The following is a 23037-nucleotide window of genomic DNA, read 5'->3' as shown; positions in this document are numbered from 1 at the left end:
GACATACGCATGCACGATCTGGCGCGACAGGCCACCTCCTTTCTTTTCGTTCCTGCCACGCGACCCGAACGCCTTGGAAAGGCCATGGACAGCGGTGCCGACATGGTGATCGCCGACTGGGAGGACGCCGTGGCACCGGCCGACAAGGAGGGCGCGCGCCAGGCGCTGGCCCAGGCCGTGGAAGCGCTGGAAGGCACGCAGCGCGCACGCCTGCTGGTGCGCATCAACGCCGAAGGCACACCCTGGCATGCCGAGGACCTGCGCGCGCTGGCGCAGCTGGTGGAGATGGGCGTGGCCGGCGTCGTGGTCTCCAAGGCCGAGCGTGCCCAGACCCTGCATGCGGTGGCCCGGGCTGCGGGGGCACAGGCGGCCTTGCTGCCCCTGATCGAGAGCGTGGCCGGACTGGACGCTGCGGCTGCCCTGGCTGCCGCTCCTCAGGTGGTGCGGCTGGCCTTCGGCCATCTGGACTTCCAGGTCGATGCAGGCATGGCCTGCGGGCTGGAGGAGGAAGAGCTGCTGCCCATGCGCATGGCCCTGGTCCTGGCCTCGCGCCGCGCCGGCATTGGCGCGGTCGTGGACGGCGTGACCGTGGAAACGCGCAACCCCGAACGACTGGCATTGGACGCGGCGCGCGCCAGGCGCATGGGCTTTGGCGGCAAGCTGTGCATTCACCCGGCCCAGGTGCAGCCCCTGCACGCCGTCTTCGACCCCGACCCCGCCGCTGTGGCCCATGCGCAGCGCCTGTGCCAGGCGCTGGCCGAGGCTGGCGGCGGTGTCTGCGTGCTGGACGGCCGCATGGTCGATGCGCCGGTGCTCCACATGGCACAGCAGACGTTGGCTCGTCACGCCCGGGCACAGCAGCGCATGCATCGCAAGACATAGTCTTATCAGACGTTGCCGGGCGCCGCAGTTTGCTACAGATTCATGCTGCTTCAAGACACAAAGGAAAGAGCATGAACCAGGCTTTGATATGTGTGGTGACGGGGGCCAGCCGTGGCGTGGGCCGGGGTGTGGCGCTGGCGCTGGGTGCGTCGGGTGCAACCGTCTATGTGACGGGGCGCAGCGTGAAGGAGGGCGACTCGCCGCTGCCCGGCACGGTAGGCAGAACAGCTGCCGATGTGACGGCAGCCGGCGGCCACGGCATTGCCGTGGCCTGTGACCATGGCGATGATGTCCAGGTGGCGGCGCTGTTCGAGCGTGTGCGCCGCGAGCATGGTCGGCTCGACATTCTGGTCAATTGTGCGATTGCGATTCCCGATGCGCTGACCGTTCCCGGCCCCTTCTGGCAGAAGCCGCTGGAGATGACCGGGCTGCTCGATGTGGGTCTGCGTTCCACCTACGTGGCCAGTCATTGCGCGGCCGGCCTGCTGATCGCGGCGCGTGGCCTGGTGGTCAATATCTCGTCGGCAGGCAGCCGCTGCTATATGCATGGGCCGGCTTATGGCGCGGGCAAGGCCGGCACGGACAAGATGAGCTTCGACATGGCCCACGATTTCAAGCCTGCCGGCGTGAGTGTGGTTTCGCTCTGGCCCGGACTGGTCAGGACCGAACGTTCCGAACGCGTCTGCGCGGCCGAGCCCGACAAATACGGCGACAGCTTCGACAGCGCCGAAACGCCGCAATTCATAGGTCGGGTGGTACTGGCCTTGCATGGCGATGCCGACTGCCTGGAAAAGCGCTCCGGCGGCGTGTTCTATACGGCCGAGCTGGCCAGCGAGTATGGCGTGCAGGATATCGATGGCGCGCAGCCACCGTCCCCGCGCGCCTACTTCGGCGCGCCACCGGAGTTCAGCCCGGTGGTGGTCGAATAGGTCGGTGCACTGACTGCACGCAAGAGCAGGGCCGTTGTGGCGACTACACTGCGGCCTTCTTTGCTTTTGCTGTACCCGGTCCGTGTCTGCTTCTGTCTCCCTTTCCCGCCGCCGATGTCTGCTTCTCCCCTTCTCGCTGTCTCTGGCTCTGGGTCTGTCGGCCTGTGCCACGACCACCCCTGAACAAAGTCAGGATGAACTGGTCCAGCACTTTTACCAACTGATTGCCGAAGGCGATTTCGACGCTTGCATGCGTTTGATTTCGGCACGCCATATTTCCAAGCAAGAGCTGGCAGGTTTCGAGAGCAAGCTGCGCCGGATACTGACCAGCGGTCAGAAGCTGATCAACTCCCGCGGCGGTTTGCTCAAGGTCGAGGTGCTGGAGCGAGTTGTGTCCCAGGAAGAGCAGGTCACCAAGCTCAGGGTTCAGGTTCACTATCGCGATGGCAGCACCCGCCGCGAGCGCATCAATCTGTTCCAGGAACAGGGCGTCTGGAAAGTGCAGCTGTGATTTTTCGGCGGCTGGCAATAGCCGCTGTGATGGCGGTCTCGGCCTGCTGTGCTGGCCTGGCTCTCGCAACGCCGCAGCTGCCGCCGCAGGCGGCGCCGGGCGATCTGATCTTCCGCCGAGGTACGGAGAACGTCAGTCGCCTGGTACAAGCGGTGGACCGCGGTGACTTCAGCCATGTGGGCATGCTGGTGGGCCGGCCCGGTCAGTGGCTGGTGTTGCATGCCACGCCGTCCGAACGCGAGGGCCAGCCCGATGCCGTGGTGCTGGATTCGCTGGACTTTTTCCTGGGCGTTCAGCGCGCTCAGGCCTTTCGCCTGTATCAGGTCACGGCAGACCCCGGTGCGCGTGAGCGGGCCGTGGCCTGGGCCATGGCACAGCAGGGCAAGCCGTTTCAGCTGCAGGGTTCGGGCCAGGGCGTCTATTGCACCACGCTGGTCTGGCAGGCCTGGCTGCAAAGCGGCGTGGATCTAGAGGTGGCTTTCACCGAAGTGGAACTGCCGATTTTCGGGGGGAGCTATCTGCTGCCCGGCAAGCTGCTGCGCTCATCCCGTTTGCGCCCGCTGACGCCCTTGCTGTCGTTACGCTAGACCAGGGTTTCAGACGCCCAGATATTGCTGGCGTGCCGCCTTGTCGCTCGCCAGCTCGGCCATGCTGGCCGCGTGCACGATCTGGCCTTTTTCCAGCACATAGGCCCGGTCGGCCACGACTTCGGCAAACGGCAGGTTCTGCTCGCTGAGCAAGATGCCTATGCCCTGTGCCTTCAGCTCCAGAATCGTGCGCGCCATCTGCTCGACGATCAGCGGAGCAACCCCCTCGGAGGGCTCGTCCAGCAGTACCAGACAGGGCTGGCCCATCAGCGTGCGGGCCACGCTCAGCATCTGCTGCTCGCCACCGCTCATGCGCCCGCCAAGGCGGTCAGGCATCTCGCCCAGGTTGGGGAACAGCGCAAAAAGCTTTTCGGGCGTCCAGTGCGGCATGGCGGAGCCATCGGGCCATTGGCGAGGCTTTTGCTTGCCGACCTCGAGGTTCTCCAGCACCGTCAGCTCGGTGAAGATGCGGCGATCCTCGGGCACATAGCCCAGGCCGCGCTGCGCGATCTGGTGCGAGGCTTTTTTCTCTATCGCCTCTCCCATGAAGCGGATACTGCCCTCGCGGTGCGGCACCAGGGCGGCAATGCTCTTGAGCGTGGTGGACTTGCCAGCGCCATTGCGACCCATCAGCGCCACGACTTCGCCCCGCCCCACGGCCAGAGATACCTGATGCAGGATATGGGCCGCGCCATACCAGGCATCGAGGTTCTGAACTTCAAGCAATTTGGGGCTCTTGCCCTTATCCATCAAGCGCTGGTTGCTATGCATTTGATTCATTGCTGTTTTTCAAGAACGAGGCCGGTACCGAGGTAGGCCTGTTGTACGCGCGCGTCGTCGCGAATGGCTTGCGGCCTACCTTCGGCCAGCAGCTGGCCGCGCACCAGCACGGCCACACGGTCGGCCTGACCGAAGACCACGTCCATGCTGTGTTCGGTAAACAGCACGCCCATGCGGCGCTGCTGCGCCAGCTGGCGCGTCAGCTGCATCAGCGCGACACGCTCGCCCGGGGCCATGCCGGCCGTGGGTTCGTCCATGAGCAGCAGCAGCGGATCATGGGCCAGCGCCATGGCCAGCTCCACCCGCTTCACATCGCCATAGGCCAGAGCGCTGCAGGGGCGATCGGCCTGAGCCGCCATGCCCACCTGTTCCAGCAGGGTCAGGGCGTCCGCACGCCGGTGGCTGGCGGCACGCGGCCACCAGCTGAAGATCCTGCGATCGGCCGACAGCAAAGCCATCTGCACGTTTTCCACCACGCTGAGCGAAGCAAAAGTCTGTGCAATCTGGAAGGTGCGTCCCACGCCCTTGCGCCAGATGGCGCGCGGCGGCAGGCCGGTGATGGAACGGCCGTTAAGCAGCACCTGGCCGCTGTCGGGCGGCAGCTGGCCGCCGACCATATTGAAGGTGGTGCTCTTGCCGGCGCCGTTGGGGCCGATCAGGGCCAGCAGCTCGCCTGCCTGCAGGCTGAATGAGACCTGCTGCACGGCCTTCACGCCGCCAAAGGCCTTGCTGAGGTTCTGTACTTGCAGCAGGCTCATGTCCTGGCTCCTGCTTTGTCCTTGCCGCATACCTTGCCACATGTGCGCGACCACAGCAGTTGTGTATAGCCTGCAATGCCCTGCGGTGCCAGCAGCACCAGAATCAGCATGGTCGCCCCCATCAGCGCGCGCCAGTATTCGGTGTTGCGTGCCACGGTGTCGTGCAGCCAGGTAAAGGCGGCCGCGCCCACCACGGGGCCGGCCAGTGTCTGCACGCCGCCCAGCAGCACCATGACCAGTGCATCCACCGACTTGGTGACAGACATGGCGTCGGGCGCAACGCCGCCCTTGCTGAAGGCAAACAGCGCTCCGGCCAGACCGGCAAACAGCCCGGCGATCACGAATGCCGTCCACTGAATGCGGCGCACGTCGATGCCGATCGCATCGGCCCGCAGAGCCGAGTCGCGCGATGCGCGCAGCGCATAGCCCAGCGGCGAAAACAGCAGGCGGCGCAGCAGATAGATGCCAAGCGCGCAGATGCCCAGAGCCAGCCAGTAGAACGTCGAGCCCTGCGATACCCATTCGGGGGGCCAGACGCCGGTCAGGCCGTTGCTGCCGCCCGTGAAGTCATCCCACTGAAAGACGATGGCCCAGCTGATCTGCGCAAACGCCAGCGTCAGCATGGTCAGATAGACGCCCGACAGCCGCACGCAGAACCAGCCATAGAGCAGGGCGCCCGCAGCGGCGGCCAGGGGGCCGAGCAGCAGCGCCGCTTCCATGGGCAGATCCAGCGTACGCACCAGCAGTGCCGCACCGTAGGCACCCAGGCCAAAGTAGGCCGCGTGACCGAAGGAGTGCATGCCGCCAGGCCCGAGTATGAAGTGCAGACTGCTCGCAAACAGCGCGGCGACAAAGATATCGGCCAGCAGCACGGTGGCATAGCTGCCGCCTTCGGCGACACCCGTCGTCAGCGGCAGCAGCACCAGCGCGCTCAGCAGACCCAGCCAGGCGGCCGTTGCACCACGCCCCGAGCGGCGCAGAGGTTGTTCAGGCTCGCCCGCGTTGCGAGCCAGCGCCTGTGGCTTGCCCAGCAGGCCCCAGGGCCGCCAGATCAGCACCACGGCCATGACCAGGAACTCCACCACCAGCGTGAGCTTGGAGAACGACAGCTCGAAGCCCGCGATCTCCTGCACGCCCAGCCAGATGCAGACGGCTTTGAGCTCTGCCACCAGCAACGCGGCAATGAAGGCGCCCGGTATGCTGCCCATGCCGCCGACCACGACCACCACAAACGCGGCGCCAATGGTGAGCATGTCCATCTCGAGGCTCGCGGGCTCGCGCGGCAACTGCAGCGCTCCGCCCAGGCCTGCCAGCAGCGTACCCAGTGCGAAGACGGCGGTGAACAGCCAGGCCTGGTTGACGCCCAGGGCACCCACCATTTCGCGGTCCTGCGTGGCGGCACGCACCAGGGTGCCAAAGCGGGTCCTGGTCAACAAAAGCGTCAGGCCCAGGAGGACGCAAGGGCCGACAGCTATCAAGAAAAGATCGTAAGTGGGGAACTGGCGGCCCAGAATCTCCACCGAGCCTTCAAGCCCTGTGGCACGCGGGCCGAACAGTTCCTCGGGGCCCCACAGCCACAGCGCAGCATCCTTGATGACCAGTACCAGCGCAAACGTGGCCAGCAGCTGAAACAGCTCTGGCGCCTTGTAGATGCGACGCAGAAGCAGTGTCTCGGTCAGCGCCCCGAGTGCGCCGCAGGCCAGCGGAGCCAGCAGCAGCGCGGGCCAGAAGCCGATATGGGGCGAGAGCAGGTCCACGCTGCTGTAGGCGATGAAGGCACCCAGCATATAGAACGAGCCATGGGCGAAGTTGATGGTGCGGGTGACACCGAAGATCAGCGACAGCCCGACCGAAACCAGAAACAGCGACGATGCGCTGGCCAGTCCGTTGAGCAGCTGGGCCAGCAGGCCGGATGCACTCATGCTGCGTAGCTCCTGAAGCTCGACATAGTGTGTTCAGAGATGAAAAAGCCACCTGCTGCAGTGCAGGTGGCCTGGTATTTTCGCCGATGCGAAATCAGTTCGCTGTAGTGGGGCGCAGCTTCTTCACTTCCTCGTCCGTGGGCTGGTAGTTCTTGCCGTCGGCATAGTGGTAGTTGACCAGCACGCCGCGCCCCAGCTTTTCGTCATAGGCGGTTTTGCCGATATAGGCGCCCATGGTGGACTGGTTGTCCTGTGCCCGGTAGGTGATGGGGCCGAAAGGCGTGGCGACTTCCAGGCCCTTGAAGGCCGCAATCAGTTTCTCGGTGTCGGGGTCGCCCTTGGTCTTGCGCAGGCCCGCAGCAATCGACTGGATGGCGTTGTAGCCCACGATGGTGCCCAGACGTGGGTAGTCCTTGAACTTGGCCTGATAGGCCTTGAGGAAGGCAGCGTGCTCGGGGGTGTTGATGGAATACCAGGGGTAGCCGGTCACGGTCCAGCCGACAGGCGCTTCCTTCTTGAGCGGATCCAGGTATTCGGGTTCTGCCGTCAGCAGGCCCACGACTTCACGGCCCTTGAACAGGCCGCGTGTATTGCCTTCGCGCACGAATTTGCCCAGGTCGGTGGCGAACAGCACGTTGAAGATGGCATCGGGCTTGGCGTCAGCAAGCGCCTGCACGACGGAGCCGGCGTCGATCTTGCCCAGCGCAGGTGCCTGCTCGGCCACAAACTCGATATCGGGCTGCTTGGCCTTCATCAGCGTCTTGAAGGTGGCAACCGCGGATTGGCCGTATTCGTAGTTGGGGTAGACGATGGCCCAGCGCTTCTTCTTGAGCTTGAGCGCTTCCTCCACCAGCATGGCGGTCTGCATATAGGTGGAGCCGCGCAGACGGTAGGTGTAGTGATTGCCGTCAGCCCAGACGATCTTGTCGGTCAGCGGCTCGGAGGCGAGGAAGAAGCGCTTTTTCTGCTTGGCGTAATCGGTCAGTGCCAGGCCCACATGCGAGAGAAAACTGCCCGTGAGCACATCGATCTTTTCGCGCGTGTAGAGCTCTTCTGCGGCACGCACGGCATCGCCCGGCGTGGCATTGTCGTCACGCACGATGAGCTGCAGCTTCTTGCCGGCAATGCCGCCTGCGGCATTGACCTGTTCAACCGCCAGTTCCATTCCCTTCTTGTAGGGCTCCAGAAACGCGGGTTGAGCCTTGTAGCTGTTGATTTCGCCAATCTTGATCACGCCCTGTGCCCAGGCGGGCAGGGCGGCCAGTGTCAGCAGGGGCAGGGACCAGCGCAGCTGCATTGTCATTCTCCTTGGTGCTAGGTGGGCGACCATGGCCTGAGACACAGGGTCGCCGCAATCACTAATGCTCAATCTGAGCATTTATATAGACAAATAAAGCGCTTGTTCAAAGCGCGTGGGGAATGATCCTAGAGCAGCGTTTTCCCTGAGTCAAGAACGGCGGGGCAGTTTTTCGTCGATACCGCGGTATCGGACAGCTTCATTCTGCTTATCACTATTCGATCTCAAGACATTCATGTGTGATTCACCCGTTTCTGTGCAATTGCCGGACAATATAGGTCTTGTCCCGCTTGGCAACCGGCAGCCAACGCGCTAGCAGCCCTGACCTGCAGTGCCCCGCCACCGCCCAGCATTTGCCGCGCAGGTTTTCTGCTTCGAGTTTTTATTTCAGACGAATCATGAGTGCTTTTCTTGAAGAACGCGTGCTGTCCGTCCACCACTGGACCGACCGTCTTTTCTCCTTCACCACCACCCGCGACACATCGCTGCGCTTTTCCAACGGCCACTTCACCATGATCGGCCTGAAGGTGGATGGCAAGAATCTGCTGCGCGCCTACTCCATCGCCAGCCCCAATTACGAAGAGCATCTGGAGTTCCTGTCCATCAAGGTACCCGAAGGCCCTCTGACTTCCAAGCTGCAGAACATCCAGGTGGGTGACACCATCATCGTGGGCAAGAAGCCCACGGGCACGCTGCTGATCGACTATCTGCTGCCCGGCAAGAATCTGTATCTGATCGGCACGGGCACCGGCCTGGCTCCCTGGCTGGCTGTGGCGCGCGACCCCGAGACCTATGAGCGTTTCGACAACGTGGTCGTGGTGCATGGCGTGCGTCAGGTGCAGGAGCTGGCCTATCAGGAGCTGTTCGAGAAGGAATTGCCCGAGCATGAATTCCTTGGCGATATCGTCAAGGGCAAGCTGCACTACTACCCCACGGTGACACGCGAGCCATTCCGCAACCAGGGCCGTATCTCCGCCCAGATCAACAACGGCACCTTCCCGCAAAACCTGGGTCTGCCCGATCTGAATCCCGAGACCGATCGCGTCATGCTGTGCGGCAGCCCCGCCATGCTGTCCGAACTCAAGGAGCTGCTGGAAAAGCGCGGCTTCAAGGAAGGCAACACCACCACGCCCGGCGACTTCGTCATTGAGCGTGCGTTTGTGGAAAAGTGATTCCACCTCGCCCCGAGCAAAAGGCCTGCATCAGCAGGCCTTTTTACATTGTCGACATGACGCAGATGGTTGCAAGCCCAGGTATGGCAGTCGATCTCGGCGGCTTCATATGTTCTCCCCTGCATTTTCGGGAAGACGCTGCACATCCATGGGTGTGGCGCTGGACGGCTTGCGTGAGACAAACGGGACGCCCAGCTGGACCTTGGATTTGCTGCAGGCCTTGGCCGTGGCGGCCGAGAACAGCAGGATGGCCGAGGTGAAATAAAACCACATCAGCACGACCACCAGCGAGCCGGCTGCGCCATAGGCCGATACCACGGCGGCGGTGGACAGATACCAGGCCAGGGCCTGTTTGCCGATGGTGAACAGGGCTGCTCCCGTCAGCGAGCCCAGCAGCAGGTATCTGGTGACGGGTTTGATGCCGGTACCCATGCGCATCAGGCCCCAGAACAGCAGCACCGCAATGCCGAAGGACAGGCCCTCGTTGATCAGTCCCATCAGCGGGCCCAGCGGCACAAGCTGCAACTCGTCATTGGCCCATTTGGTGATCATCTGGATGGCGGTCGAAAGCACCATGGACACCAGCAGCAAAAAGCCCAGGCCCACGACATAGCTCAATCCCCACAGACGTGAGATGGCCATGCTCCACCAGGGCTTGTTTTCCTGCGGGCGAGACTCTTCGCCCATGGACCAGAGCTTGTCCAGCGAAGCCTGCAGCTCCACAAATACACCGGTGGCGCCCGAGAGCATCATCACCAGACCGAGCACGGACGCGAGCGATCCCTGATTGGCGTTCTGGGCGCTGGCCAGAGCGCTCTTGACGACCTGTGCCGCGCGCTCCCCGACCACGCTCTGTATCTGGCTGATCAAGGTGCTTTCCACATAGCTGCGATCCAGCCACCAGCCGAGCAGCCCTACGACGGCCAGCAACAGCGGCGCCAGGCTCAGCATGCCGTAAAACGACATGGCGGCACTCATGCGCAGACCGTCGGCCTGCAGCCAGAGCTGTACGGAGTCGATCAGCGGTTGCAGGGGGTGGGCGAGGCGTCGCAGCTTGTGCTGCCAGCCGGAGGTATCAAAAGCCATGTGTCGAATTCTGGTTGCTGAACCATGGTGGTTTTGTCAGCCTATGTCTGCTGGCAGTGAGTACAGGCAAATATTTTGTAATTTCCGCCTGCATTCTGGCAACTCTGCCATGGTGGTCGATTTCAGCAGTTTCAAGTTTTCATCCTTTATCCGTTGAGCGATGAATGCTCACTTTTTTGAGTTATGAATCCAACTTCGTCGGCTTCTTTAAAGAAAGCACATCGGGGTTTTCTCTAGTCAACTACGCTTGGCGACTCTCTGTGTGTCGTAGTTCAATCCGGGTTTGCACCAGTCAAAGTGCAACCATTGAACTACAAAAAAATACCATCCCTCTTCAAGAAGGCTGGCAAGACGAGACACATTACATGCAGACTTCCTTTTCCACCGCTTCTCCTGCAGATCGCGTGCTTTGCCCTGTCTTGCGCGAGCGCATCATGACGGCGGACCAGGCCGCCGGCCTGATTCAATCCGGCATGACACTGGGCATGAGCGGTTTCACACCCGCAGGTGCACCCAAGGCTGTGCCTCAGGCACTGGCACGCCGCATTGAAGAGCGCAACGCCAACGGCGGAAACTTCCGCATCAGTCTGTGGACGGGAGCTTCGACCTCGCCCGAACTCGATGGCGCACTGGCCAAGGTACATGGCATCGAACGCCGTCTGCCCTATCAGTCGGACCCAACAGTGCGCAAGGAGATCAACGAGGGCCGCATGCAGTATGTGGACATCCATCTGTCCCATGTGGCGCAGCATGTGTGGTTCGGCTTCCTCGGTCATCTTGACGTGGCGGTGATCGAAGTGGCGGGCATCCTGCCCGACGGTCGCCTGATTCCGTCGACCTCGGTGGGCAACAACAAGACCTGGCTGGAGCAGGCCGACAAGATCATTCTCGAGGTGAACAGCGCCCAGCCCGCCGAGCTCGAAGGCATGCACGATATCTACTACGGCGCGGCCGTGCCGCCAAAGCGCAAGCCCATACCCATGGAGCATCCGTTCGACCGCATCGGCGAACCCTATCTGCATTGCGATCCGAGCAAGGTGATTGCCGTGGTGCCCACTGCCCAGCGCGACAGGCTGGCGGCATTCACGGCACCCGATGAAGGCTCCATGCGCATTGCCGAGAACATCATCGACTTTTTGCAGCACGAGGTGAAGGCGGGCCGTTTGCCGCCAGAGTTGCTGCCTCTGCAGTCGGGCGTTGGCAATATCGCCAACGCCGTGCTGGCGGGGCTGAACAAGGGCCCGTTCGACCACCTGAACGCCTATACCGAGGTTCTGCAGGACGGCATGCTGGACATGCTGGAGTCGGGCAAGCTAGATACCGCATCGACCACCTCGCTGGCGCTGAGCCCGGCGGCCATGGAGCGCTTTCTGGCCAATATCGACTATTACCGCCAGCGCATCATGCTGCGCCCGCAGGAGATATCGAACCACCCGGAGCTGATCCGCCGCATGGGTTTGATTTCGATGAACGCGCTGATCGAGGCCGATATGTACGGCAACGTCAACAGCACGCATGTCATGGGCTCGTCCATCATGAACGGCATTGGCGGCAGCGGCGACTTTGCACGCAACGCCTATCTGTCCATCTTCATGACGCCATCCACGGCCAAGGACGGCAAGATCAGCTGCATCGTGCCCATGGTCTCCCATGTCGATCACACCGAGCACGACGTGCAGGTCATCGTGACCGAGCAGGGCCTGGCCGATCTGCGCGGCCTGGCTCCGGTGCAGCGCGCGCGTCTGATCATCGAGAAATGCGTGCACCCCGACTACAAGGCGGCGATGAGCGAGTATCTGGAGCGCGCGCTGCGCGACGCACCGGGCAAGCACACGCCACATTTGCTCGACCAGGCTTATGACTGGCATCAGCGCTATCTGAAGACGGGCTCCATGCAGGCCTAAGGGCGCATGCGCAAACCGGAAACGCTGCCATGGCAGCGTTTCCGGCGATTCTGTCTGCAGCTCAGGCAGCAGCTTCGCAAAGCACTCTGGATTGGCAAGCGTTTCAGAGGTGAGGGCGCCGTACGGCTTCAGGTCACCGGGGCCGGGTTGAACAGCACCAGCGCGTTGTGCAACTGCCAATGTTCGGCCCAGGTCTTTTTGCGACCGCTGGCGACATCGAGCATCAGCCTGAACATTTCCCAGCCTATGTCTTCGATCGTGGCCTCGCCGTCGGCAATGCGTCCGGCGTTGATATCCATCAGATCGTGCCAGCGTCGCGCCAGGTCGCTGCGCGTGGCCACCTTGATCACCGGCACCTGTGCCAGACCGTAAGGCGTGCCGCGGCCCGTGGTGAAGACATGCAGGTTCATTCCCGCCGCCAGCTGCAGCGTGCCGCAGATGAAGTCGCTGGCTGGCGTGGCCGCATAGACCAGGCCCTGGCTGATGTCGCGATCGGCCAGCCGCTGGCCCGGCGACAGCACGCCGGTGATGGGGGCCGTGCCGCTCTTGATGATGGAGCCCATGGCCTTCTCGACGATGTTCGACAATCCGCCTTTTTTATTGCCCGGCGTGGTGTTGGCGCTGCGGTCCACGCGGCCCTTGTCGAGATAGGCGTCGTACCAGGCCATTTCCTCGATCATGGCTTCGGCCACCTCGGGGCTTGCGGCGCGCGAGGTGAGCTGGTCGATGCCGTCGCGCACCTCGGTCACCTCGCTGAACATCACGGTGGCGCCCGCGCGCACCAGCAGGTCGGTGCAAAAGCCCACGGCGGGGTTGGCCGTGACGCCGCTGAAGGCGTCGCTGCCACCGCATTGCACGCCCACCACCAGGGCACTGGCGGGCACGGTCTCGCGGCGGCGGGCGTCGAGGCGGCGCAGATGCTGCTCGGCCTGGCGCATGATGGAGTCGATCATGGACATAAAGCCCACATGGGCCTCGTCCTGCAGACAGACCACATCGAGTGCTGGTTCGCGCTCGTCGACGATGGGAAAGCTGCCCGGCGGCAGCAGGCGCTCGGGCTGCAGCTTTTCGCAGCCCAGGCTGACCACCATGACCTCGCCGCCGAAGTTCGGGTTGCGGCTGATATTGCGCAGCGTGCGCTGCGGTATCTCGGCTCCCACGGCATCGATGGCTACCCCACAGCCATAGCTGTGCTCCAGGCCCACCACGTCATCAACATGGGGGTATCGGGGCAGCAGCTCGGACTTGATGCGGCGCACCGCAAAGTCGAGCACCCCGGCCACGCACTGCACCGTGGTGGTGATGGCCAGGATGTTGCGCGTGCCCACCGTGCCGTCCGCATTGCGGTAGCCCTCGAAGCTATAGCCAGTCAGCGGCTCCAGCACGGGCGGCTTGACGGTGGCGATGGGCAGGCCCTCAAGCGAGCGTGCCTCGGGCATCTGCAGCAAGCGCTCGTGCACCCAGCTGCCGGCGGCAATGGGTTTGAGCGCATAGCCGATGATCACGTTGTAGCGGCGCACCTCGCCGCCCTCGGGAATGTCCACCAGCGCCACCTTGTGCGCCTGTGGCACCTGGTCGGCCAGCACCAGGCCGGAGGGCAGCACCGTGCCTGCGGGCAGGCCGCCGTCGTTGGCGACGATGGCCACATTGTCGGCCGGGTGCATGGTGATGGAAAGTGGGGCGGGGGTACTCATGGCAATGTCTCAATTTTCTATTTCGCTGCTCGCCTGGCGCGGTCCACGCAACCGGCATGGTCCATCAAGGGGCGCCGAGCAAGAGCCGCCTCGCGGCGGGGCGCCCAGCCGAAGGCGTCGTCCCCCTCCGCGAAGCGAGAAGGGGCGCCGTGCAACGGGGAAGGCGCGAAGCGCCTCAGGGGGTCATTCAGCCTTTATTCCAGCAGACTTGATCACCTTGGCCCACTTGCTCACCTCGGCCTTCTGATAATCGGCCAGCTCGACGGTGCTCATATTCGACGGCAGCATGCCGAAGTTCTTGAGGCGGGCCTGGACTTCCGGGGTGGCCACGATCTTCAGGATTTCGGCATGCAGGCGGTCCACGATGGGCTTGGGCGTGCCCGCAGGGGCGAAAACGGCCTGCCAGGAGCCCATGTCGAAACCCTTCTCGCCGGCCTCGGCAATCGTCGGTACATCGGGCAGCGATTCCAGACGTTTGGAGCTGCTCACGGCGATGGGGCGCAGCTTGCCGGACTGGATGTGCGGGCCGACGACCAGAGCAGTGTCGAACATCATGTCCACCTGTCCGCCCATGACATCCTGCACGGCGGGACCGCTGCCCTTGTAGGGAACATGGGTGAACTTCACGCCGGTCTGATAGGCCAGCAGTTCCAGCGCCATGTGGTTGGAGGTGCCGTTGCCCGGAGAGGCCGAGGTCAGGCCGCCCGACGAGGCCTTGGCCTTGCTGCCAGCCAGCACGTCGGCCAGAGTCTTGTAGGGACTGGAGGCAGGCACTACCAGCACCAGAGGGCCGGAGCCGAGCATGGCGACGGGCGTGAAGGACTTGACGGGGTCATAGTCCAGCTTGGAGTACAGGCTGACATTGATGGCGTGCGAGCTGATGGTGCCGCCCAGGATGGTGTAGCCGTCGGCCGGGGCGCGTGCCGCCAGGGCCGAGCCCACGCTGCCGCCGGCGCCGCCCTTGTTCTCGATGACCACGGGCGTGCCCAGGGCCTTGCTCAGCGGCTGCGCAATCACGCGCGCCAGGGTGTCGGTATTGCCGCCGGGGGGGAACGGCACCAGATAGGTGATGGGCTTGCCCGTGGGCCAGTTGCCCTGCGCGGCGGCGGGCATGGCGGCCAGGGCCGTGCCCAGCAGCAGGGCGCTGGCGAGGGAATGTTGGATGAGTGTGCGGCGTTGCATGGTGCTTGTCTCCGGGAAGGGTTTGTCGTTGGAATGGCGTGGAAGCGGGTTCAGAAGCGCGGCTGGTGGCCGGTGAACGCGGGGTCGTACTTGCGCATCTGCCCCAGGTCGTCGCGGTTGCGGATGCCGCAATGCAGATAGTTGTCGTGTAGCCGGGCCAGGGCCTCGCGGTCCAGGCTCACGCCCAGGCCGGGCGTGGTGGGCACGCGCAGGCTGCCCTGCTCGAACTGCAGGCGGCCGCCTTCGACGACTTCCTCGTCCTGCCACGGATAGTGGGTGTCGCAGGCATAGGTCAGCAGGGGCACGCTGGCGCACAGATGCGTCATGGCCACCAGGCTCACGCCCAGATGGGAGTTGCTGTGCATGGACAGGCCCAGGTCGAAGGTGCGGCACAACGTGGACAGGCGCTGTGTGGCGCGCAGGCCGCCCCAGTAATGGTGATCGCTGAGTACGATCTTCACGGGGCAGCCCATGTCGGCGTTGCGGCGGAACTCGGCAAAGTCCGTCACCACCATATTCGTGGCCAGTGGCACATCGCACTCGCGTGCCACGGCGGCCATGCCGTCCAGGCCCGGGGCCGGATCCTCGTAGTACTCAAGCACGCCGCGCAACTGCTGCACGATCTTCAGGCTGGTTTCCACGGTCCAGTTGCCGTTGGGGTCGATGCGCAGCGGTGTGCCGGGGAAAGCCTCGGCCAGCGCCAGGATGCCGGCGGCCTCCTGCTCGGGCGGCAGCGTGCCGGCCTTGAGCTTGATGCTCTGGAAGCCGTACTGATCGATCATGCGCCGGGCCTGGGTCACGAGCTGGGCCGGCGTCAGGGCTTCGCCCCAGGCGTCGGGTGCATAGGGCTGGCCCACATGCTCGGCGTATTTGTAGAACAGATAGGCCGAGTAGGGCACGCGGTCGCGTGCGGCTCCGCCCAGCAGGTCGACGATGGGGGCCCGGGCCATCTGGCCCTGCAGGTCCAGCATGGCGACCTCGAAGGCGCTGACCACCTTGGCCACGGTCTTGGAGACATGGGTGCCAGGGGCCAGCGAGACCTGCTGACCCAGAAATTCCGAGGCCGTGAGCCTGGGCGGAGTGACCAGGGCGGCGACACGGGCCTCCATTTCATTGAGGGCCCAGGGCGAGAGCCCGACCAGGGCCGGTGCGGCATTGGCCAGGGCATCCAGCATGGGTTGGTCGCCATAGCTCTCGTTGATGCCGACCAGACCGGAAGCGGTCTCGATCTCGATGATGGAGCGCAGTGCCCAGGGCTCGTGAATGCCGGCGGCGTTGAGCAGCGGCGGATCACGGAAGGCAATCGGCGTGATGCGGATGTGGCGGATCTGGTGAGAAGTGCTCATCTTGAGATGACTGATGCGGCGCAGGAGCTGCGGGCCGAAGTTGAAATAGGGAGTCTTTGTGGTATGTTGTCGTACAACTGAAAGCCATTATCATCAGGCTCATGAGTACTCAGACATCGGAATTACCCCAATCAAGCCCGTCTTTGCCGCTGACGGAGGGGTACGCGCTGCGCAGCAAAACCAGCAAGGGCAGCCGCAGTCTGGCGAATCTGTTGTCCGAGGAGTTCGAGCACAAGATCCGCCAGGGCCTGCTGCATGAGGGGGACAAGCTGCCCACCGAGTCCGAACTCGTGCGCAGCTATGACGTCAGCCGCACCGTGGTGCGCGAAGCCTTGTCCAAATTGCAGGCGGCGGGGCTGGTCGAGACCCGCCATGGCATAGGCACGTTTGTGCTGCCCGCGCGTCAGAGCGCAAGCCCCATGCTCAGCGCGCGCGAGCTCAGCGAGTCCGTCGATGTGCTGGCCGTGCTGGAGCTGCGCATCAGTCTGGAGACCGAGGCTGCCGGTCTGGCTGCCCAGCGCCGCAGCGAAGTCCATCTGAAGGTCATGAGCGAGGCTCTGCAGGAGTTCGAGCATCATTTCGCCCTGGGGCACGACACCGTCGAGCATGATCTGGCCTTTCACCTGAGCATCGCGCAGGCCACAGGCAACCGGTATTTCCAGGACATCCTGCAGCATTTCGGAACGCTGCTGATTCCGCGCAATCGCATCGCCTCCATGCATACGCCGGCACGCGATCCCGACTATCTGCGCCGGGTGAACCGCGAGCACGAGGAGATCTATGCCGCCATCGTGCGCCAGGATGCCGATTCGGCCCGTGCCGCCATGCGCATCCATCTGACCAATTCGCGGGAGCGTTTGCGCCTGGCCCAGCGTCTGAGCCTGAGCGCAGAGTCCTGATTCCGAAACCCTGGCCTGGGCGGGCGCCAGATGGAAGAGACACTCGGCAGCAAAGCGCGGCGGACCGCCCGCGGCATGCGGCGACCGCAGTGTGCCGCTGCGCCGAGCACTTGGAAATGCTTCCAAATTTATAGCTTCAAGCGATATTGAGGATTGAGTTTGACGCATATTTCTTGGATGAAAATGACGAAGACCAAAGCCTGGTAGACGGCAGCGATCCGTGCTTACCCTTAGAAGAAATCTCTTGGTGTTCAAAAAAACCTAGTTGTATGATGACTGACCACAACAAGGAGACATTTCACCATGGTCCGACGCACGCACTTTCTGCGCTCTCTGCTGGCCCTGGCGGCCGGCGGTTTGCTGTCGTCCACATTGCTGGCTGCCGATGCCTGGCCCAGCAAGCCCATCCGTCTGGTCGTTCCCTATCCGCCCGGCGGCAGCTCCGACATCATTGCGCGCTCCATCGGGCAACTGATCTCCCAGGAGCTCAAGCAGACCGTGGTGATCGACAACAAGCCCGGCGCCAATGGCAATCTGGGCGCTGAGTTCGTCGCCCGTGCACCGGCCGACGGCTATACCTGGCTGCTCTGCGATCTCGGCGCGCTGGCCATCTCTCCCTCCATCTATACCAAGCTCAGCTTCGATCCTTCCAAGGCGCTGCGCGGTGCAGCCATGCTGGCCTATTCGCCCCATATGCTGGTGGTGCATCCCTCCGTCCAGGCCAGCAATCTCAAGGAGCTGGTGGAGCTGTCCAAGAAGCAGGACCTGAACTTTGCCGTCACCGCATCGGGCAGTGCCCCCCATCTCGCTGGCGTGGAGCTGGCCCGCATCACTGGCGCCAAATGGGTGTACGTGCCCTACAAGGGCGGTGTGCAGTCGGTCCAGGACACGGTGGCAGGCCAGACCCAGGTGCTGATGAACGGCATGCTGGCCACCTATCCGCATGTGCAAAGCGGAAAGCTCAAGCTGCTGGGCATTTCCAAGAACACCCGCATGCCGCTGATCGCCGATGTGCCGACGCTGGCGGAGCAGGGCGCACAGGGTTTTGCCTCGGGCACCTGGCAGGGCGTGGTGCTGCCCGCCAAGACGCCTGAAGCCGTGGTGCAGCGTGTGAACCAGGTGCTGCTCGCTGCCATCCGCTCCACCGAGGTCCGCTCCCGACTGACCGGCCAGGGTGCCGAGGTCGTCACGATGACGCCCGCGGAAACCGACAAATTCTTCAACGCCGAGCGCGCGCGCTGGCGCGCCGTGGTGCAAGCCGCCCAACTGCAGCTGGACTGAGCTGCCAGATCTTTTTTTGCTCTCCTCTTTTCAAGGATTACCATGACACCCCAAGACCTCAAAGACGTGATGAGTTCCGGCCTGCTGTCCTTCCCCGTGACGGACTTCGATGCCCAGGGCAACTTCAATGCCAAGGGCTATGCCGCGCGCCTTGAATGGCTGGCTCCCTACGGCGCCAGTGCCCTGTTCGCAGCCGGTGGCACGGGCGAATACTTCTCGCTGTATGGCGAGGAATACGGCCAGATCATCAAGACCGCCGTGGATACCTGCCGCGGCAAGGTGCCCATCATCGCCGGCGCCGGCGGCCCCACCCGCAACGCCATCGCCCATGCCCAGGAGGCCGAACGACTGGGCGCCCACGGCATTCTGCTGATGCCTCATTACCTGACCGAAGCCGGCCAGGAAGGCCTGATCGCCCATGTGGAGCAGGTCTGCAAGAGCGTGAAGTTCGGCGTCATCGTCTACAACCGCGACCGTTCGCGTTTCACGCCCGAATCCCTGGCCATCCTGGCCGAGCGCTGCCCCAACCTGGTGGGCTTCAAGGACGGCCTGGGCAATATCGAGACCATGTCCTCCATCTTCATGAAGATGGGTGATCGCTTCGCCTATCTGGGCGGACTGCCCACGGCCGAGGTCTATGCGGCCGCCTACAAGGCTCTGGGTACGCCCGTCTACTCCTCTGCCGTCTTCAATTTCATCCCCAGGACGGCGATGCAGTTCTACGAGGCCGTGCGCAGCGATGACCAGGCCACACAGCACAAGCTGCTCAAGGAATTCTTCATGCCCTACCTGAAGATCCGCAACCGTGTCGAAGGCTATGGCGTGAGCATCATCAAGGCCGGCGCCAAGCTGGTCGGCCACGATGCCGGTCCCGTGCGCGCTCCCCTGACCGACCTCAAGCCTGCCGAGATGGAAGAACTCAAGGTCCTGATCGACAAGCTCGGCCCGCAATAAGACCCGATGCAGGGGCCAGGCCAAGAACCGGGCCCTGCGTCTTCAGGAGACAAGGCATGAAAAAAATACTGATCACGCTGGGTGCCACCCTGGCCCTGGCCGCCCAGGCGGCCAGCAGCTTTCCCGACAAACCCGTCAACATCATCGTGCCCTTCCCGGCCGGTGGCTCCACCGACACCGTGGCGCGTGCCCTGGCCCTGAGCATGGGCGAGCAACTGGGCAAGCCCTTTGTCGTGGAAAACCGTCCTGGAGCCACGGGCACCATCGGTGCGGGAGCCGTCAAGCGCGCCGCGGCCGATGGCTACACCCTGCTGGTGGCTTCGCTGGGCCCTTTCGTGGTGACCCCTCATATGGTCAAGAACGTGCCCTATGACGCCGGCAAGGATTTCGACTACATCACCATTCCCGTGCAGGCGCCCAATGTGCTTGTCGCCAGCCCGACGCAAAAGGCCCGCAGCGTGAGCGAGGTGATCGCCGCGCTCAAAGCCAATCCCGGCAAGATCAGTTTTGCCAGCTCCGGCAATGGCTCCTCGGACCATTTGTCGGCCGAGCTGTTCTGGCAGCAAACGGGTACAGAAGCCGTGCATGTGCCTTACAAGGGCGGAGCACCGGCCATCACCGATCTGCTGGGTGGCCAAGTGGATTTCTCGTTCCAGAACGTCAACGCCGTGCTGTCCCATCTGCGTAGCGGCAAGCTGCGCGCCATTGCCGTGACCGGAACCCAGCGTTCGCCCGTGCTGCCCGATGTGCCCACACTGGCCGAGTCCGGCGTCAAGGGGGCCGAGGTCTATTCGTGGCAAGGCATGGCCGCTCCCAAGGGCCTGCCGGTCGATGTGAAGGCCAGATTGTCCAAGGCCGCGATCGCAGCCGTTCAGCAGCCCGACATCCGCAAGCGCTTTGTGGAACAAGGGCTGGAAATCGTGGGCAACACGCCCGAAGAATTCACGCGCTTTCAGGCACAGGAGAACGAGCGCTGGAAGCAACTGATCCATACCCGCAAGATCACCGCAGATTGAGCTAGAAACAACGGGACGGCCCCCAGGCCGTTTCCCGCAGGCCAGCCACCACGCAGGCCCTTTTCACCGGGGCTTTCAGTCCCCGCAAGTTCCAAGGATTTCAAGGCATGGCGACCATCCGACCACGCGTTCTTCAATACGGCCAGATGCCACTGGCCCAACTCGACGCCGAACTGGCTCAGGCCTATGACGTGCATATCCTTTCTCAGGAAGCCGATCCCGACCGTTTCCTGGCCGAGCATGGAGCGCAGTTCGAATACCTGGTCACCTCGGCCGCCATGGGCCTGCCCGCCCGTGTGGTCGACGCTCTGCCAAAGCTCAAGTTCGTGAGCAGCTTCGGCGTGGGCTTCGATGCCCTGGACAAGGATGCCCTGCTGCGCCGCGGCGCGCGTGTGGGCTACACGCCCGGCGTGCTCGACGACTGTGTGGCCGACCTGGCCTTTGCCCTGCTGCTGGACGCTACACGCGGCCTCAGCGAATCCGACCGTTTCGTGCGCCGCGGCGACTGGAGCCGGGGCCGCTTTGGCATCCGCACCCGCGCCAGCGGCAAGCGCCTGGGCATCTTCGGCATGGGCCGCATCGGCAGCACCGTGGCGCGCCGCGCCTCGGGCTTCGACATGGAAGTGGCCTACCACAACCGCCGCTCCGTCGAAGGCTCGTCCCACCAGTACCTGCCCTCGCTGCTGGAGCTGGCGCGCTGGGCCGACATCCTGGTCATCACCGCCGCCGGCGGTGAAGGCACGCGCCACCTGGTGAATGCCGAAGTGCTGGCCGCGCTGGGCCCGCAGGGCTTCCTGGTCAACGTGGCCCGCGGCAGCGTGGTCGACGAGGTCGCCCTGGCCGATGCCCTGGAGAACAAGCGCATCGCCGGTGCGGGCCTCGACGTATTCGAGGACGAGCCCCGCCCCCTGCCGGCCCTGCTGGCCCTGGACAACGTGGTGCTGGCACCCCATATCGCCAGCGGCACCCATGAAACCCGCCGCGCCATGGCCGACCTGGTTCTGCTGAATCTGCAGCAGTTCATCGCCACGGGCCGCCCAGCGGCCGAGGTGCCCTGGTCCGCCGCGCAGTGATGTCCCTTTCCCTCCGAGTCTGTTGAAGAGTCTTCCCATGTCCACTACCCCGACCATCACCGCCATCGAAGTCATTCCCGTCGCCGGCCGCGACGGCATGCTCATGAACCTCAGCGGCGCGCATGCGCCCTACTTCACGCGCAACATCGTGCTGGTGCACGACAGCGCGGGCCGTACCGGGGTGGGCGAGGTGCCGGGCGGGGAAGGTATTCGCCAGGCCCTGGAGGACGGCAGGCAGGTGCTGATCGGCCGCTCCATCGGCCAGCACCTGCAGCTGCTGCAAGAGCTGCAGAAATCCCTGGAAGGCCGCGACACCGGCGGCCGCGGCTTGCAGACCTTTGACCTGCGCATCGGCGTGCACGCGGTCACCGCCATCGAATCCGCCCTGCTGGACCTGCTGGGCCAGCACCTGGGCGTGCCCGTGGCCGCACTGCTGGGCGAAGGCCAGCAGCGCGATCGCGTGGAAATGCTGGGCTACCTGTTCTTTGTGGGCCCCAGCGACAAGACCGGCCTGGACTACGTCAAGCCCGGCGAAGACAAGCTGGGCACGGACGACTGGACCCAGGTGCGCCACATGACGGCCATGACGCCCGAGACCATCGTGCGCCAGGCCGAAGCCGCCTACGCGCGCTACGGCTTCAACGACTTCAAGCTCAAGGGCGGCGTGCTGGCCGGCGAGCAGGAAGTGGAAGCCGTGACCGCGCTGGCCAAGCGTTTCCCCGAGGCACGCGTCACCCTGGACCCCAACGGCGGCTGGCTGCTCAAGGACGCCATCCGCCTGATGCGCGACATGCGCGGCGTGCTGGCCTATGCCGAAGACCCCTGCGGCGCCGAAGGCGGTTTCTCGGGCCGCGAGGTCATGGCTGAATTTCGCCGCGCTACCGGCCTGCCCACGGCCACCAACATGGTCGCCACCGACTGGCGCCAGATGGTGCACGCCCTGTCGCTGCAGTCCGTGGACATCCCGCTGGCCGACCCCCATTTCTGGACCATGGCCGGCTCGGTGCGCGTGGGCCAGACTTGCCGCGACTGGGGCCTGACCTGGGGCTCGCACTCCAACAACCATTTCGACATCTCGCTGGCCATGTTCACCCATGTGGCCGCCGCGGTGCCCGGCAAGGTCACGGCCATCGATACACACTGGATCTGGCAGGACGGCCAGTACCTCACGCAGCAACCCCTGCAGATCAAGGGCGGTTTTGTGGAGGTGCCCAAGACCCCCGGCCTGGGGGTGACCGTGGACCGCGAGGCGCTCAAGCGCGCCAATGCCCTGTATCTGGAGCACGGCCTGGGCGCGCGTGACGACGCCATTGCCATGCAGCACCTGATCCCCGGCTGGAAGTTCGACAACAAACGGCCTTGCATGGTGAGGTAATGCCTCCCCCCTGAGGCGCTGCGCGCCTTCCCCCCCAGGGGTACGACGCCATCGCTGCGGGGCGGCCCTTGCTCGGAGTCTCTGGCCTGGGCCGCGCCCTGATTTGCACGACGCTTGCTTCGCGTTCCTCTTTTTCTTACGGAGAACTCCATGTCCCGCTACGACAACCTCATCAACGGCCAGTGGACGGCTGCTGACAGTTATTGCCCCAACACCAATCCCAGCGATCTGTCCGATGTGATCGGCGCGTACGCCCAGGGCGGAGCATCCGATGTGCAAGCCGCCGTGTCTGCCGCTGCTGCAGCCTTCCCGGCCTGGTCCACCTCGGGCATACAGGCGCGCTCCGACGCCCTGGACAAGATAGGCACGGAGATCCTGGCGCGCAAGGC

The 23037-nt window shown here is 64.0% G+C and carries 21 protein-coding genes; 13 read left to right on the top strand and 8 right to left on the bottom strand.

Annotated elements, in window-relative coordinates; all coding sequences use genetic code 11:
- Positions 1-9: 9 nt before the first annotated feature.
- From ACWGXF_RS04810 to ACWGXF_RS04795, 4 genes are all read left to right on the top strand, one after another.
- On the top strand, positions 10-882 hold the full coding sequence (locus tag ACWGXF_RS04810; RefSeq protein WP_256629570.1) for an HpcH/HpaI aldolase/citrate lyase family protein: 873 nt from the start codon (positions 10-12) through the stop codon (positions 880-882).
- 71 nt (positions 883-953) lie between these two features.
- On the top strand, positions 954-1811 hold the full coding sequence (locus tag ACWGXF_RS04805; protein WP_039049425.1) for an SDR family NAD(P)-dependent oxidoreductase: 858 nt from the start codon (positions 954-956) through the stop codon (positions 1809-1811).
- Positions 1812-1893: 82 nt separating this feature from the next.
- The gene (locus ACWGXF_RS04800) at positions 1894-2322 is read left to right on the top strand and encodes a DUF4878 domain-containing protein (protein ID WP_087866137.1); all 429 of its coding nucleotides are present in this window, start codon (positions 1894-1896) and stop codon (positions 2320-2322) included.
- A gap of 29 nt (positions 2323-2351) precedes the next feature.
- A complete protein-coding gene (locus tag ACWGXF_RS04795; RefSeq protein WP_452101715.1) occupies positions 2352-2909 on the top strand; it encodes a YiiX/YebB-like N1pC/P60 family cysteine hydrolase in 558 nt (185 codons plus the stop codon).
- A 9-nt stretch (positions 2910-2918) separates the two neighbouring features.
- On the opposite strand, the gene ACWGXF_RS04790 is transcribed toward ACWGXF_RS04795, so the two are convergent.
- The 4 genes from ACWGXF_RS04790 to ACWGXF_RS04775 form a co-directional block, all read right to left on the bottom strand.
- Positions 2919-3689, bottom strand: a complete 771-nt coding sequence (locus ACWGXF_RS04790; protein ID WP_012836713.1) for an ABC transporter ATP-binding protein — start codon at positions 3687-3689, stop codon at positions 2919-2921.
- Entirely contained in the window at positions 3686-4447 is a 762-nt protein-coding gene (locus ACWGXF_RS04785; protein WP_202788062.1) for an ABC transporter ATP-binding protein, read from the bottom strand. The genes ACWGXF_RS04790 and ACWGXF_RS04785 overlap by 4 nt, the downstream gene beginning before the upstream one ends.
- On the bottom strand, positions 4444-6369 hold the full coding sequence (locus tag ACWGXF_RS04780) for an ABC transporter permease (RefSeq protein ID WP_452101714.1): 1926 nt from the start codon (positions 6367-6369) through the stop codon (positions 4444-4446). Before ACWGXF_RS04780 ends, ACWGXF_RS04785 begins: the two co-directional genes overlap by 4 nt.
- Before the next feature lie 94 nt (positions 6370-6463).
- Positions 6464-7666: an ABC transporter substrate-binding protein gene (locus ACWGXF_RS04775; RefSeq protein ID WP_054073318.1), complete on the bottom strand. Its 1203-nt coding sequence runs from the start codon at positions 7664-7666 to the stop codon at positions 6464-6466.
- A gap of 398 nt (positions 7667-8064) precedes the next feature.
- Here ACWGXF_RS04775 and ACWGXF_RS04770 point away from each other — a divergent pair, with 398 nt between their 5' ends.
- Positions 8065-8838 carry a ferredoxin--NADP reductase gene (locus tag ACWGXF_RS04770; RefSeq protein ID WP_003059561.1) on the top strand — a complete coding sequence of 258 codons (774 nt, stop codon included), beginning with the start codon at positions 8065-8067 and terminating at the stop codon, positions 8836-8838.
- A 105-nt stretch (positions 8839-8943) separates the two neighbouring features.
- Here ACWGXF_RS04770 and ACWGXF_RS04765 read toward each other — a convergent pair whose 3' ends face one another.
- Positions 8944-9924: a YihY/virulence factor BrkB family protein gene (locus ACWGXF_RS04765; RefSeq protein WP_202788065.1), complete on the bottom strand. Its 981-nt coding sequence runs from the start codon at positions 9922-9924 to the stop codon at positions 8944-8946.
- A 365-nt stretch (positions 9925-10289) separates the two neighbouring features.
- On the opposite strand from ACWGXF_RS04765, the gene ACWGXF_RS04760 reads away from it, so the two are divergent.
- Positions 10290-11828 (top strand): acetyl-CoA hydrolase/transferase family protein, encoded by a 1539-nt coding sequence (locus tag ACWGXF_RS04760; protein ID WP_087866041.1) that lies wholly within the window; start codon positions 10290-10292, stop codon positions 11826-11828.
- 128 nt (positions 11829-11956) lie between these two features.
- Here the strand turns inward: ACWGXF_RS04760 and garD are convergent, their stop codons facing one another.
- The 3 genes from garD to ACWGXF_RS04745 all read right to left on the bottom strand — a co-directional run bounded on the left by garD (position 11957) and on the right by ACWGXF_RS04745 (position 16050).
- Entirely contained in the window at positions 11957-13522 is a 1566-nt protein-coding gene (garD, locus tag ACWGXF_RS04755) for a galactarate dehydratase (RefSeq protein WP_054073312.1), read from the bottom strand.
- Between the two features lie 183 nt (positions 13523-13705).
- Positions 13706-14704: a Bug family tripartite tricarboxylate transporter substrate binding protein gene (locus ACWGXF_RS04750; protein ID WP_012836720.1), complete on the bottom strand. Its 999-nt coding sequence runs from the start codon at positions 14702-14704 to the stop codon at positions 13706-13708.
- 50 nt (positions 14705-14754) lie between these two features.
- On the bottom strand, positions 14755-16050 hold the full coding sequence (locus tag ACWGXF_RS04745) for a glucarate dehydratase family protein (protein WP_256629582.1): 1296 nt from the start codon (positions 16048-16050) through the stop codon (positions 14755-14757).
- Between the two features lie 101 nt (positions 16051-16151).
- Here ACWGXF_RS04745 and ACWGXF_RS04740 point away from each other — a divergent pair, with 101 nt between their 5' ends.
- From ACWGXF_RS04740 to ACWGXF_RS04710, 7 genes are all read left to right on the top strand, one after another.
- A complete protein-coding gene (locus tag ACWGXF_RS04740) occupies positions 16152-16949 on the top strand; it encodes a FadR/GntR family transcriptional regulator (RefSeq protein WP_041743873.1) in 798 nt (265 codons plus the stop codon).
- A 303-nt stretch (positions 16950-17252) separates the two neighbouring features.
- Positions 17253-18230 carry a Bug family tripartite tricarboxylate transporter substrate binding protein gene (locus tag ACWGXF_RS04735; protein WP_003070432.1) on the top strand — a complete coding sequence of 326 codons (978 nt, stop codon included), beginning with the start codon at positions 17253-17255 and terminating at the stop codon, positions 18228-18230.
- Between the two features lie 42 nt (positions 18231-18272).
- Positions 18273-19184, top strand: coding sequence for a 5-dehydro-4-deoxyglucarate dehydratase (gene kdgD, locus ACWGXF_RS04730; protein WP_012836723.1), 912 nt, complete (start codon positions 18273-18275; stop codon positions 19182-19184).
- 56 nt (positions 19185-19240) lie between these two features.
- On the top strand, positions 19241-20200 hold the full coding sequence (locus tag ACWGXF_RS04725; protein WP_003070430.1) for a Bug family tripartite tricarboxylate transporter substrate binding protein: 960 nt from the start codon (positions 19241-19243) through the stop codon (positions 20198-20200).
- 107 nt (positions 20201-20307) lie between these two features.
- Entirely contained in the window at positions 20308-21273 is a 966-nt protein-coding gene (locus ACWGXF_RS04720; RefSeq protein WP_039049435.1) for a 2-hydroxyacid dehydrogenase, read from the top strand.
- Positions 21274-21310: 37 nt separating this feature from the next.
- Positions 21311-22648, top strand: a complete 1338-nt coding sequence (locus ACWGXF_RS04715; RefSeq protein WP_012836725.1) for an enolase C-terminal domain-like protein — start codon at positions 21311-21313, stop codon at positions 22646-22648.
- Positions 22649-22798: 150 nt separating this feature from the next.
- Positions 22799-23037 (top strand): aldehyde dehydrogenase family protein (locus tag ACWGXF_RS04710; protein ID WP_452101713.1); only part of this gene is annotated, 239 nt, incomplete at its 3' end.

The organism is Comamonas sp. HJ-2, assembly GCF_053615495.1.
This window is presented reverse-complemented; position numbering and strand designations above follow the sequence as displayed.